The organism is Halobacteriovorax sp. XZX-3 (genome assembly GCF_043196495.1).
In the GTDB taxonomy this organism is placed as follows: Bacteria; Bdellovibrionota; Bacteriovoracia; order Bacteriovoracales; family Bacteriovoracaceae; genus Halobacteriovorax_A.
In genome coordinates, this window is the sequence record NZ_JBEBMO010000001.1 from 581479 (window position 1) to 596658 (window position 15180).

Here is a 15180-nt window from a genome sequence, read left to right on the forward strand (position 1 = left end):
CTTATTTACCGGAAACCACTGATTGATCAAAGTGATTAGAGCGCATTCCACAGTCGACTAAAATCCCTGCTGCATTAATTCCACTTGATACATTAGATAGTAAGAAAACAACTGTATTTGCTACTTCTTGAGTCTTAAGTGCTTCCTTTCTCATCGTTAGCTTTTCAGCAAAGATATAATTATCAATATAGCCTGGAATCCCTGCGGAAGCAGAAGTCTTTAATGGGCCTGAACAGACGCTATTAAATCGTACACGCGAAAATTCACTAAAGCTCTTAGCTAAATATGAACAAGTTGTTTCAAGCATTGACTTGATTGGTCCCATGTATCCATATGAAGTCGCTTTTGTGTCAGAAATCGAGATTGTTACCACCGATGCATCTTGCTCAAAAAGAGCAGAGAGTTCATTTGCTAGTTGCACTAGTGAAAAAGAAGAAATCTGTGTTGCCTGTGCAAAGTCTTCCCATGAAGTTTCATGAAATGGCCTTGGCTCAGTAAGATTTGCAAAAGCAATTGAGTGAAGCATTCCATCTAGTTTTACTTCATCATTTTTTAAGTTAATTGCTAATTCTTTGATTTGAGCTTTATCAGTCACATCAACAATATAGCTTTTTGAATCAGGAAAAAGCTTTGTAAGCTTTGCTTGATGCTCTTCACTTTGAACAGTGAATACGCAACTTCCTCCATTATCAATTATTGTCTTAGCACTGAAATAAGCAACACTTTTCTTATTTGCAACACCAGTTATTAGAAATAATTTATTTTCAAAATTTAAAAAACTCACTTTATACCTTTATACTTTTGCACATGTAAATTCGATTGAAAGAACGGCCTTACCAGCAACCTTAGTCTTTCCCTTGAAATAGAAAGCGTTAGAGATTTGTTCAATAAGCTCAACTTCCATCACTAGCTCATCACCAGGACGAACCATATTTTTGAATTTTGCATTTGAAACTTTAGCAACAACACCTAGCCCACCATCAGCACCAGCGGCCATTAAACATGCACCTGATTGAAAAATTGCCTCTTGTAAAAGGACACCTGGCATAATTGGATTCCCAGGGAAGTGACCTTTAAAAAAGTCCTCTTCACCAGTCACCTGATAACTTGTTACGATCTTATTGCCTTCTTTTTCGATAATCTTATCAACAAAAAGAAAAGGTTCTCTTTGAGGGATTAAGTCCTTAACATTTAAATCACTCATTAAAGTCCACCCGTTACTTCTAGAGAAGCGCCAGTGATATAGGCAGCTTCACGTGAAGCTAAAAATTGAACTGCATGTGCGACTTCAGAGACTTTTCCAAATCTCTTTAAAGGCACTTGTTTCTTATACTCTTTAACTTGTTCAGCAGGAAGGTCAGCAATAAGCTCAGTTTCGATAAAACCAGGACATACGTTATTAATTGTAATCCCCTTCTTACCAACCTCTTTTGAGATTGATTTACTCATTGCAATCTGCCCCGCTTTCGATGCAGCGTAATTGGCCTGTCCAGGAAGACCAAGACTACCACCAACAGAGCTCATATTAATGATTCGCCCGTATCTCTTAGATAAGAAATGGTTAACTGCTCTCTTTGTCATTAAGAAAGTTCCAGTTAAGTTTATATCAAGTACTCTTGCCCAATCTTCATCAGGCATAATTGGAGAAAGGTTATCTTTCCTAATACCAGAGTTATTAACAAGAATATGGATTTGCTCGAATTGCTCGTTCATGCGGTTCCAGAAAGCTTCAACATCAGTAGCATTAGATACATCAAACGCTTCAAGAAAAAGGTTTTCTCCTAACTCTCCAAGCTCTGCTTTGAAGTTATTTGCAGCATCATGATTTCCAGCATAAGTAGCAACAACACGTGCCCCACTTTTTAAGAAAGCTTCAGTGATCCCACGGCCAATTCCGCGTGTTCCACCAGTAACAATTGCAACCTGATCTTTAAAATCAAACATATAATTCCCTTTTTATTCTTTTGAACTATCTAAATAAGTATTTAAGTCATGTCCTACGATAACACCGTAGTTCGCGGCCCCAAGCCAACCAGACATGATAATTCCAACTGAACCTGCATGAAATAGGCCCTTTATTTCATTTGGAAGTTCTTTAGAAACAGCAAGTCCTTCAAACTTTGTTCCAAACGAAGACCCAAAGTGATGATGTGTATACTTCTCTACAGTACGCGGAGAAGAAACATTCACATGCTCTATCTTATCTTTAAAACCTGGGACTAATTTGTCCATTGTATTAATAGCATTTTGAGCAAGATATTCTTTGCGTTCTTTATATTCATCATCTGTTAAATACATCCAATCTTCATATCGAGCATTGATACTTGATACAACCGCATACTTCTGCTTCATATGTTTTCTCATATCTGGATAATAGATAGAGAAAGTCTGAGAGTAAGCTTTAGGAGACAACAGAAGATCAGTGTCAAATTTGTCAGAGCTTGAATAGAAAATCAGCTCACCAATATTTGGGATCGACTCTCCTTCTTTTAGTCCCATAAAGACCTGGCAAGAAGATGAGTTAACTCTTACGGCCTTCGCGTCCTTTGCAAACTTTTCTGAGTATTTAGCATTTGGAGTCATCTTGAAGATCGTATTATAAAGGGCCGAGTTAGATAGAACGGATCTTGAAAGAACGCTCTCCTCACCGATACGAACACCTTTTGCAATATTGTCTTCGACTAGGATTTCGTCAACTTTTGCATGAAGTTTAATATCCACTCCATTGGCAAGAAGTTCATCTTTCATCATACCGATAAGCTTATCAGTACCACCTCTAAAGATATATGCACCTTTATTCATGAAATTTGAAAATACAATCCCGAATGTAATGGCCTCATCTTCAAGAGTCGAACCATTCGCGTATGCAATGGGCTCAAGCAGGAAGCGAACAACATCATTTCTTCCCGGAAAGTATTTTTCAAATAACTGGCCGTTTGTCATGGCCTCATCATCATAGAAATTCATTGCACGAAGCTCATCAAAGAATCCTACTACGTACTCACGATCAAGATTGAATTTCTCAACCATGATGTTGATATAGTCTTCTTTCGTGAAATCTGTATCAATTTCAAATTGTGGATTGATAAAACGAATTTTATCAACACGCTCAATACAATCGGCGATATCTTTTGACCAATAACGACGACAAGTCTTAATCATTCCAACAGGAAATCCGTGAAGAGAAATATCAAAAATATGCCTTTCACCTTCATTCGTTGGTCGTCTAAACCAAGTAGCAAAACCACCTAGTTTGTTATGGGCCTCAAGAAGAAGAACTTTTCTTCCATCCTTGGCCAGTTTATTAGCTGCCGTCATCCCCGCAAGCCCTGAGCCCACGATGATGACGTCATAAAATTTTGTAATCGGATCTTTCTTTTTCAGTAATGCCATTTTAACTTTCTTTTAATAAATTATTTTTTTAGTACCATTGTTGATAATTTTTTTGTTTTTGGATTTATTACATAAACAATAAATGCGATAGTTCCATTATCATTGATACGTGGAGCATGAACAAATGGAGATGTTGTTGCATCAACAACTTCGTAATCAACACCATTGATAGAAAGAGCATCTCCTTCTCCAATAAGCTTAGACCACTGTCCATTTACATATTTAAAGATTGCAGCAACACCTGCTTTATCATATCCACGAATAACGATGTCACCATTAGAGTTCATTGCTGGTGCAAATCCGTCAAATTTAGAAATCATCTCACCTAGAGATAGAATTGATTTAATGATTCCATTAGTAGAAGCAAATAGTTTTACACCTTCATTTGTTTGCGCCCATACAGCAATGTCACCTTTCTTATTAACTGTGTATTGGTTTTGAATCGCTTTAATTTTTGAAGAAGGTTGTCCATCTCTATCTTGCATAACAATTTGACGACTACCTTTTTTGATATTGTATAAGTAAAGGCGATCTGGTTGAGACTCAGCAGTAGACTTCCCCATTCTAACTTTTGTTAAAACATAATTGCCAGCTGTTACAGGAGAGAAGATATACCCCATATCATTTGTAAAACTTGTAAACACATCTTTTTGCTCATCTAAAGTTTTAATCACAACTTTTGCTTTACTTGTCCCAAAAGAATGACGGTAGATAAGTGTGTCTTCACTATTCATTGCGACACCAGAGACACCAGTAAACATTCCTTCAAAGTTTTCGTGCTCAAGTCTTTTACCTGTTTCAAGGTTAATCGTATAAATTCCAGTGTGCTCATAACCATTATTAGGTGCAAACACGACATGATCTTGACCAGAAGCTGCATCATTGAAAAGATAAAATTCGCTAATGGCCTCATCACCATTTCCTGCAAATAATTTTACATTGTCACTATTGTCACCACATAGAATTCCATATTTTGAAATTCCATTATCCGCACCACTTAGAGAGAAACAAACCTTGCCTGAATTCTCTAGTCTTAGTGAAGTACTAATCCAAAATGTTTGATCAGGTAGGTTAAGATTTAACTCACCACTACTTGCTAGTAATTGATAATTCGCTTGTGCACTGAACATTCCAAATGCGGCCAATGCTATTTTAAATAAATTCTTCATAATATTTACCCCGAGATATGTGAAAGTGTGTGTTATTAAAGGCATTATCATACCTAAGAGGCCACATTTCGGCTAGAAAATGGGCGAGAATTTTTTGGGCCAAATGACTAAAAATAGGTTAGATTTGACACATGTCGATCCTTTGTAACTTAAAAAACATCAATCTTGCCTTTGGGCAGAAAGTCATTTTCAATAACGCACAATTCTATATTGAGCATGGTGATAAAATAGGTCTTATTGGCCTAAACGGAATGGGAAAATCTTCATTGCTAAAGATTATCAATGAAGAGCTTGCACCGGATTCGTGCACTCCACCCTTCACATTTGAAAAAGCAACACAGGCACAAGGGCCGACCTTAGAATTTAATGTTTTCAAAGTCGATCAAAACTTCACAATTCCAAGTGATGATATCACTATTGCTGATTATTTTTATTTTCAATATCGTGATCTAAAAAAACTAAATGATGACTTAGTCTCTCTCGACTTAGCTACTGAAGAAGGACTAGCGAAGCAAAACAAAATAATGGAAGAGCTTGAGCATAGGAACTACTGGGAGCTTAAGAATAATTTTGAAAGTTATATCAAGGCCTTTGGCCTAACAGATCTGCATGCCAAAGTGAAAGGTCTCTCAGGTGGAGAGCAAAAAAAGATTCAGCTTAGTCTAGGCTTAACAGCAAAAGAGAACCTCATTCTTTGGGATGAGCCCACAAACCACTTAGATTTTGAAACAATCGAACAATTTGAAGATGAAATCATGAAGTCAAATAAGACTCACGTTATCATCTCCCACGATAGGTACTTACTTTCAAAAGTAACAACAAAAATTTTCCATATTCACGCTGGAATCGTTTCTCCATTTAAAGGAACATATGCTCAATATCTCGAGTTCACAGCGGCCCAGGAAGAGTTGAGAGTCAACTCTTTAACAAAGTTAAAAAATTCTCTTAGGCGTGAGACTGCGTGGATGCGCCAAGGAATCAAGGCCCGTGGTACTCGTTCAAAAAAGCGTGTCGAAAATTTTAACGACCTATCAAAAGCAGTACAAAAATTAAAAGATCAGGCACGTAGTCAACTTGATCTTGCAATGAATGATAGTAATCGAAAAACGAAACAACTCGTCCAATTCAAAGATGTCTCTTTTGGTTTTGAAAATCATGAACCACTCTTTAAAGACGTAAACCTATCTATTTTTAAAGGTGATAAAGTTGGTGTCCTTGGAGAAAATGGAGTTGGGAAATCGACTCTCATGAAGCTTGTTGCTGATCGCTTAACAAATACTTCAGGTACAATCAAAAGAGCTGATGATTTGAAAGTTTGTCTTTTTTCACAAAAAAGAGATGAATTTGATTTAACGAAATCACCATTTGATCTACTTGGTGAAGGTGAAGACTTTATTCATTTCAAAAGTGGCCGCTCAATCCACGTCGCAAGTTATTTTCAAAACTTCCTTTTTGATCGTGGAGAGCTGTATCGCCCACTTTCAAGCTTTTCAGGTGGTGAGCTGAATCGTCTTCAACTCGCGCTAAATCTAAAAAATGAAGCCGATATTTGGATTTTTGATGAGCCAACAAATGACTTAGATATTGAATCAATTGAAATTCTCGAGCAAAAACTTTCTGAATTTCAAGGTACTGTAATTATCATATCTCACGATAGATCTTTCTTAGAAAATATCACTAATCGAGTGTGGTTAATTGAAAATCAATCAGTGACTAAATTTTCAAGCGGATTTACATTTGTTCGTCCTTATCTTGAGGCACGAGAAATTGAGAGAAATCTTGAAAAACAACAACAAGAAGAAACAAGGCCTAAGGCCAACCAGGTAATTGAAACACAAGTTATCAGTGAAATAAAACCAAATGTTGATACTGATAAAATTGAAAGCGAAATTATGGATATTGAGGAGCAAATTGCTAAAATTGATGAGCTTCTTTCTCGTTTTGATTACTCTAATATGGATGATGAGAAGAACCAACTAATTGCAGGCCTTAACCAAAAAAAGAGTGTTCTCAATGAAAAAATTGAAGAGCTATTTGAGCTATTGTCTTAGATATTAATCCACTGCCTTACAAGCTTGGCTATTTTCTATAGGAAGTGGCCAAAAGAGCTACCTAACCTACTGAATTCTTTATGATTTAATTGATCTGCTATGATCAAAAAGTACTAAAAAAGTATGTAAATTAACCGATAAGAACTTGGCTAATAAAGCGGAACGTAAACAGGATAGGAACAAGTTTGAGACTAAAGGCAATTTCGGCCATCGTCATATTAACGTTGGTCTTAATATTAACAAATAAGAATTCCAAAGACGAAGGTCTTATTAGCTCAAACAACCCGACATCAACAAATAAAATCGTAAATGATCAAGAAAAGAATTCAAAACGCACATTAGCATCCACTAGCTCAAAAGTTTCAAATACAGGGCAAATTAAGAATATTGAATCAGCTAAGGTAAAATTACCAAACACACCTGAATATGTAAGTGAAGAAGCAGAAATCGCTTACATCAACAATCGCCCTCAGGACCAAACAAATACTTCTGTTGGTTATACAGCGCTTAATTCAGAATCAGTTAAAAGCTCTCCATCAAAGAGCACTGGTACATATGACTCGAATTCTTTTGACTCTAGTCCATCTTATGACAATACAACCAAACAAGAAGAAAATGAAAATGACTCTGGTACAGTAAGCTTTTACAACCAAGTATCTACTATGGCCCAAAGCGAAGATACAGAGACAAAGGCAAGCTCTAGCTCGTCGTCTTCTAGTAAATCGAAATCGAATCCATATATTCCACCAACTCCAAGACTACAAGGACTAGTTCCACCACTTAATGGAGTCATTACTCATACGACCTTCTTTACACGACAATTTAGTGCGTATGCAGCAACAACATGTACGGATCCAAAGGTTGCAATATTTGATACGGTAACGATGTCAATTCTAGAAGATAATCCAATTGATCTAGAGACAATATCAACTTCGACTCAATTTGAATTTAATATAAGTGAACTAGAGTTAGACCTGACTGCTCCTGCTCGTTATAAGATCAAACTACTAGGGTGTGATATTGAGCTAGAAAAGATTGTAACAAGTTTCTATAAGAATCAAAATATTACTGCTGCTACAACAATTTTGGCACAACTACCTGCAACGAGTATCAACTATTCAACTGATGCAAGCTTTACTAAGAAACTAGAAGCAGCGGAAGAGGCCCTATCAAATACGCTTGCTGATAATCTTACTAATTTGGAAGATGCCTACTCACAGATTGAAAGTGATACTGAAATACAGTCGACTTTTAACGAGTTAACAGAGGGTGAAAACTTAGATATTTTAAAAAGCTCTAAGCCTAAAATAAAGAGTATTTTATATGCAACATTAATGGATGAAGGCCTTTCTTCTGAATTTTCGGCCCTTGCTGAACACTGGGATTCGACTTATCAAATTGCTTACGAATGGTTTGTTGACGGCGTTTCAAGTGGAACAGGAAACGTATGGAATTACACTCCTCCATCAAATACACTTCCTAAAGCAATTATTACGTTAAAAGTTGGAAAGAAACAAAGTGGTAACGATCGCGTTGATACAACTCTACCATTCCATGAGAAAAGTTACGAGATCGACATAAATCAAGTTAATGATGCGCCAACTTTAGCAACGCCTCAAACAATTAATACGACAGAAGATTCAGGCCTCGATTTTAGTCTAACTGAAGCTGTTGATCCTGATTCGTTCTCGCTAACTTATACAATTGTGTCACAGCCAACAAACGGAACTCTTACTTGTGATCCAGGCACAACAAGTTGTACATATACTCCTAATTTGAATTTCACTGGCATAGATAGCTTTACTTATAAGGCCAATGATTCCGAACTTGACTCAAATATTGCGACAGTTAATCTGAATGTTGCCAATGTTAATGATAGGCCATCAATTGCTGCAAATGAAATTTTTACTGCAATAGAAGACACTGCTTTAAATTTCACATTAAGTGATTCAACTGATATCGACAACACAAGTGCACAACTAAGTTATAAATTAATCACACCACCAAGTAATGGTACCCTTTCAAACTGCTTCACAACGGGCAGCTATACTGCAGACTTAACTTGTACATATACACCAAATGCAGATTTCAATGGTAGCGATACATTTACTTATATTGTCAATGACGGTCAATACGACTCTGTTGGACAAGCAACCGTTACAATTAATACAACTCCTGTAAATGATGCTCCAACACTTGTGTCAACTCAATCTCTAACAACGGCAGAAGATACTTTATTGGCCTTCACATTAAATACAGGTAGCGATATTGAAGCTGACAATCTCAGTTACAGTGTTGTCTCGACAACATCAAATGGTGTTTTGACTTGTACTGGTGGTACTTCAAGAGATTGCCAGTATATGCCCGCATCTAATTTCAATGGTGTTGATTCTTTCACATATAAAGTAAATGACGGAAATCTTGATTCAAATATAGCAACCGCTACAATCACAATATCATCGGAAAACGATGCTCCACTTATAGGTAATGATCAAACGATTTCAACTAATGAAGACACACTTGTAAGCTTCACACTAAACAATGCTACTGACATTGATATGCCTACACAGACTCTACAGTACAAACTTATTACAGGACCAACAAATGGAACTCTTTCAAATTGCTTAACGACTGGAAGCTATACAACAGATATAACTTGCGATTATACACCAAACTTAAACTTTAATGGTACTGACACATTTACATATCGAGCAAACGATACATTAGTTGACTCACCTACAGAGGCAACAATTACAATTAATATAACTGCTGTTAATGATGCTCCGGTGTTATTGGCAACTCAAAGCGTTTTAACAAATGAAGACACACCAATTAGCTTTGATCTAAATGCAGCTACAGATATTGAAAACGATGCTCTTACCTATACAATCGTTTCAACGACTGCCAGCGGAAGTCTTGTTTGCGACCAAGGAAGTTCAAGATCATGTACTTATACACCAAGTACAAACTTCAATGGCCAAACGACATTCACTTATAAAGCAAGTGATGCCACTGCTGATTCAAATACTTCAACAGTAACAATTGATGTGAATTCAATCAATGATGCTCCAGTGATGGCGGCCAACCAGAGCTATTCAACAGATGACAACACTCCACTTAGTATTACTTTATCGAATGCGACAGATGTGGATGGTGATAGCTTAACTTATAAGATTGTCTCTCTCCCTACAAATGGAGTACTTTCGGATTGTATTACGACAGGAAGTTATGGAACTGATCTGACTTGTACATATACATCTAATGTGAATTTCAATGGTACAGATTCATTCACATTCATTGCAAATGACTCAACTACGGATGCTCTAAGTACTGCAACTGTATCAATTACAGTTTCAGATAAAACACCTTCAGCGCCACCTTCAATAGCACTAAGCTCGGCCCTTTATACTTCTTCTACAAGTAATAATCTAACAGTAAGCTCATGTAGTGATATTAACTTTGTCCTAATAAATGAAGGAACTCAGCCTACTGAAGCAGATAGTGCTTGGCAGTCTTGTACGACGACGGCCTCAGCAATTACATACACACTGGCCAATACGAACCAAGGTCTACACACACTTAAGGCATGGTCAAAAGATGTGAATGGTAATGTATCAACGACATCAACTGATATCTCTGTTTTTTATGATACACAGGCCCCAGCGATCTCAATTGCGACAATAGCGAATCAAGCTGGATCAAATAGCGTAACACTTTCTTGGGATGTAACTGAGGATAATATCTCTGCGGCCCAAACTCATACAATCGACTATTGGAATGGAAGTAATTGGGTGAATATCACTTCATCACTAAATGCAAGTGTAGGCCCACTTACAAATACAACATTCACTCAAGCATGGAGTGTTCCAAACCTAAATATTGAAGATGCTAAAGTAAGAGTTTCTCTAAGTGACCTAGCGGGTAATACGAATACAGTCGAATCTAATATCTTTTGGATTGACTCAACGGCTCCACAGATTGCGCATGACTCATTTACATCGTATGGACAAAATTCAACAAAAACATTCACATGGACACTCACTGAAAAGCATATTGATTCTGTTGCAAATAATTTTTCACTAAGATTCTACGACGGTAGTGCTTGGCAAAACCTTTCAGCTGTAGCGGCCGCTACAACAGAGAATATATCAAAGAGCTACTCTACTGATGTAACTTTAGGCTCAGAGGTCAATAACGCAATCTTTGAAGTTAGTTTTACAGATGCGGCCGGACATAGCACAACAGTTCAAAAGAATTTTGTTATTGATGGGAGCGCTCCTACAATCTCTTCAATATCATTAAATGGTGGTGCCACAACAACAGGAAATAATAATATACAAGTCGATCTCGTTGCTACTGATACTGCATCAGATATTACATATATTTGCCTTAAATATGATGATACAACTGCACCATCAACTATCAGCGATGAATGTTTCACAACACTTCCTGAAGCAAAAAGAGCTCAAAATGTAACGATTACTAGTGCAGATAATTTATATGTGAGAATCGGTTTTGTTACAAATAATTATAATGTTTATGCATGGGCCGCTGATGCAGCAGGAAATATCTCAACAAATACACAAGTGACAAGTGTTGATACTGATTCAATCAATTATCTCCCTGGAACACCTCCAGAGATTTTTAATATTATAGCGACGAATACAAATACACCTAGCTCACCTGCAAGCTTATCTCAACTTCAGGCCCCTAAAGATAGTGATATTTATGTAAAATGGAAGGCCATCGATAATGAAGGACTAGCAACTAACCCTATCAGTATCTACTACTCTTATCTTGATGGAACAGAAGAAAAGTACCAGCTTCTTATGGACAATATTGCAAATATTCAAGGAAGTGGTTGTACAATTACGGCCCAAGAAACAGGTTGTATTAGACTTACAGGACTTTCTCCTACCGACTCTGTTTATAAGATCAGAGTTGTTGCCCTTGATAGCGATGGTAGTGAAACCTTTATGACATCTGCACCTCTAAATGAATCTAATTTTAGAATCATTGCGGGAAGTACAGAAAAAGGTATTGGCGGAAGTGGGCGTTCTGTTATTTTTAAAGATGGAAATTCAACATATGAGATTGATCTATTCTCAACGGTAGTCACTGATCGTGGAGATATTTTCTATCGTGACCTTGATGCAGGCCTATTATGGGTAGATCCTGCCACAGGAATTATTAAAGAATTATTACCAACAACAGGTACACCAAGTGGAGATGGCGGATCAATTGAGAATGCCACAATTGGCTTTGCAAGTGCCATTACTCTTGACTATAACAATGGGCTTCTCATTGTCGATAAGGGCAGTATTAGACGAATTGATATGAATACGACTCCTTGGCAAATATCGACTCTAGTAGGTGGAGGATCGAACTCTAATCCAGGAACAAGTTTTGCACCAAGTGCTATCGACATTGCAAGCTTTCATCGCTTTCTAGGTACTCTAGTTCCTCTACCAAATGGCGACCTCTATTTTAGAAGTACTTCAAGTAATACTGATCGCAATTGGTTTCACTTTGATGCAAGCGAAAATATAGTCAATCGTATCCAAATCGATGGTGTCGGTATCTACAATGAGGACACTTATAGTTGGTCAGGAAAAAGTGTGACGAATATGGCCATCGCCTATAATGCGGTAAACTCGGCTCTTGAGCATATGCATGTAAGTGTTCATAAGCCTGTCACAGGAAATACGCATTACCGTGTCGCTAGACTAGACTACGCATCGGGTACACCAACAACGACATATAATGCCACAGCACCTTATGATATCTATACAGGTTATCGCTCAATTTACAAAACAGGCCTTGATGGAAAAATCTATTTTGATTACAACCATGGCCGCAACCTAATGCTCTATGATCATGTAACAAATACGTATACGAGAGTTCTTGGTACTGATTCAACATCGAGCACACCATGTGCAGATGGAACGGCAGCGACTTCATGTCCAATAGACCTTCAAGGTTACTTTGTTAACCAACAAGGTAAAATCTATTTTAATGATCACGGGCTAATTAGAACATTAGATGACAGTGGTAATATCGTTACCCTAGCAGGTCAATTTTCTTCTTCAGGTGATGGTGAAAGTGCTCTATCAGCTCGTATTTCGGCTTCTTGGCAAATTGATTGGGGTAAGGATAATGGCCTAGATAATACAATAGTTGTCGGTGATTACGTTTCAGGAACATACAGAGAATTTACAATTGGTGGAAACATCGAAACTATTGTTGGTGGCTACTCAGCGAGATCTTATAGCTTCTCAGTTGATCGAACAACAGGAGATATTTTTGATGATGTTGGTTCAGGTGTAAATCGCTACAGCAGAACTACATTAACCAATACTCGAGTTATTGGAAGCGGTGCCACTTGGTACTTTGATGCTGCATCTGATGGACTAGTCGGAACAGATATTAAATTTGACTGGTATAATGAGCAAATTCTTGGGGTGGCAAATGGCGAGCTTATGCTTCACAAGTCACGTTATAACGGATCAACGACTTCTGATGCATTTATAAAGCTATACGATATGAATGATAGCTACCGTCAATCTCATTTTGCAGGTATGCCAGATACGGAACGTGGAAATTTCTATAGTGCAGCTACTCCTCTAGCAAGCTCTCGAGTACCAACATATGGTGGTATGGTAAACTCACATTATGACTCAACTCTTGGTTGGATGTTTAAGCAAACAAGTTCTGCTCGAGTTATGATAAAAGGTGGTGACGGAAATATCGTTGACTACACGATGTTACCAAGAACAACTAATGGTTTCACACACGTTCGCTATAATTCAAAAGAATACTACTATTACTGTGCAAGTAATAAAATGTGGCAATATAATTTTACGGATGATATCGAAACTGAATTAAGTTGGGATGCGCAAGTTGATTGCTATACATCACAGAGAAAAATTCTCTACAACCCAACTAATCATTCTGTACACTTCTTAGTCGTTCAAAATGGATTATTTGCAGTTGCAGAGTATTTTCTTTAGATATTTTTTTCTTTACGAATCATTGCCATTGCAACTTTAACACCATCAACGGCAGCAGATGTAATACCACCTGCATAACCAGCGCCTTCGCCACAAGGGTATAAACCTTTATGAGAATCTGATTCAAAAGTCGCGCGACTTCTTTTTATAGTTACAGGTGCTGAAGTACGAGTCTCCGGTGCCAATAAAAGGGCATCATTATTTACAAACCCCTTCATTTTCTTATCAAAAGACTCTAGTCCTTCACGAAGACCTTGAGCAATAAACTCTGGAAGAATAGTTGTTAAGTTATGTGAAAAGATTCCTGACGGACAAGATGTCTTTGGAAGATCTTTAGAAACACGGCCATCAAGAAAGTCTTGTACTCTTTGTGATGGAATCTCTTTTCCAGATGCATTAGCAAGCGAAGCTTCATAGGCTTTCTTTTCAATTTCACGTTGAAAATAATGACCATTTAATACATCATCAAGACCAAAATCTTTTCCTGCATTTACAGAAACAACAAGTGCAGAGTTTGACCAAGGCGAGTTTCTTGCAAAGTTACTCATTCCGTTTACAACAATCCCATCAGCATCAGTTCCAGAAGATAAAACGTAGCCACCTGGACACATACAAAAAGAGTATGTTCCTTTATCAACGTTCTTGTTGTGGTATGTAAGTTTATAGCGAGCGGCACCAAGATCTTCTTGAACAAAGCGTCCATATTGAAGAAAATCAACTTGCGAGCGGCGATGCTCAATACGCACACCAACAGCAAAGTCCTTGGCCTCCATCGCAACTTCTTTTTCTTTTAAATGATAATAAATTTCTTTAGCAGAGTGACCTGTAGCTAGAACAACGTTATTACTCTCAAGTGTTCTTCCATCACTCAGCTTAACACCGGCAACTTTCTTATCGTCCTCAAAAAGTATTTCATCCACCTTCACATTATAGTGAATCTCACATCCTTTTTCTTTAAGATGATCAGTGATTTGTTTGATTAGCCCACGAATCTTATTAGATCCTAAGTGCGGGTTAGATACATAGGCCGTCTCAGGAGGCGCACCAAAATCAACAAAACGATTCATGACATATTGTACGTAAGGTGACTTAATACGCGTGATTAATTTCCCATCAGAGAAAAGTCCCGCTCCACCTTCACCAAAACAAACATTATTATCATCGTCAAATTCATTGTATCGCCAAAAACGAGCAATATGCTTCATACGATTATGAGCACGATCTCCTCTTTCAATAATGATCGATTTAATTCCATATTCCGCTAAGCGTAGTGCACAAAATAGGCCAGCAGGTCCTGCACCAATAATAATTGGTGTCTTGGAAAAGTTATCAAGAAAGTTAAACTGCTCTCGATACGCAGCAAATTCTTCACCAGGATAAATAATTTCAACTTTAAAATTATAGATTGGTTTTTTACCGCGATTAGCTCCACGAGCATCAAGGGCCTTGTTATGGATTCGATAATCAGCGAAACCAGGAAAGTTTTTGTTTAGATAAAACTCTAGGTCTTGATCGTAGTCTAATTTAAAATTCGTAATTTTACTCATTCGTACTCTT

At 37.4% G+C, this 15180-nt stretch carries 8 protein-coding genes; 2 read left to right on the forward strand and 6 right to left on the reverse strand.

Annotated features, from left to right (window positions below; all coding sequences use genetic code 11):
• Position 1: 1 nt before the first annotated feature.
• From ABMA70_RS02705 to ABMA70_RS02725, 5 genes are read right to left on the reverse strand one after another with little or no spacing between them, the layout of a single operon-like run.
• Positions 2-784 (reverse strand): enoyl-ACP reductase, encoded by a 783-nt coding sequence (locus tag ABMA70_RS02705; protein ID WP_103217438.1) that lies wholly within the window; start codon positions 782-784, stop codon positions 2-4.
• A gap of 9 nt (positions 785-793) precedes the next feature.
• Entirely contained in the window at positions 794-1204 is a 411-nt protein-coding gene (gene fabZ / locus ABMA70_RS02710; protein ID WP_392991693.1) for a 3-hydroxyacyl-ACP dehydratase FabZ, read from the reverse strand.
• Positions 1204-1944, reverse strand: coding sequence for a 3-oxoacyl-ACP reductase FabG (gene fabG / locus ABMA70_RS02715; RefSeq protein ID WP_392991691.1), 741 nt, complete (start codon positions 1942-1944; stop codon positions 1204-1206). The genes fabZ and fabG overlap by 1 nt, the downstream gene beginning before the upstream one ends.
• Before the next feature lie 12 nt (positions 1945-1956).
• A complete protein-coding gene (locus tag ABMA70_RS02720) occupies positions 1957-3393 on the reverse strand; it encodes a phytoene desaturase family protein (protein WP_392991689.1) in 1437 nt (478 codons plus the stop codon).
• 20 nt (positions 3394-3413) lie between these two features.
• Complete coding sequence (locus ABMA70_RS02725; RefSeq protein ID WP_103217442.1) at positions 3414-4562, reverse strand: hypothetical protein; 1149 nt, start codon at positions 4560-4562, stop codon at positions 3414-3416.
• Between the two features lie 131 nt (positions 4563-4693).
• Here ABMA70_RS02725 and ABMA70_RS02730 point away from each other — a divergent pair, with 131 nt between their 5' ends.
• Both ABMA70_RS02730 and ABMA70_RS02735 read left to right on the forward strand, forming a co-directional pair.
• Positions 4694-6613, forward strand: coding sequence for an ABC-F family ATP-binding cassette domain-containing protein (locus tag ABMA70_RS02730; RefSeq protein ID WP_392991687.1), 1920 nt, complete (start codon positions 4694-4696; stop codon positions 6611-6613).
• Positions 6614-6798: 185 nt separating this feature from the next.
• The gene (locus tag ABMA70_RS02735) at positions 6799-13623 is read left to right on the forward strand and encodes a tandem-95 repeat protein (RefSeq protein ID WP_392991685.1); all 6825 of its coding nucleotides are present in this window, start codon (positions 6799-6801) and stop codon (positions 13621-13623) included.
• Here the strand turns inward: ABMA70_RS02735 and ABMA70_RS02740 are convergent.
• Positions 13620-15170 (reverse strand): NAD(P)/FAD-dependent oxidoreductase, encoded by a 1551-nt coding sequence (locus ABMA70_RS02740; protein WP_392991682.1) that lies wholly within the window; start codon positions 15168-15170, stop codon positions 13620-13622. The genes ABMA70_RS02735 and ABMA70_RS02740 overlap by 4 nt on opposite strands.
• Positions 15171-15180: the final 10 nt, after the last annotated feature.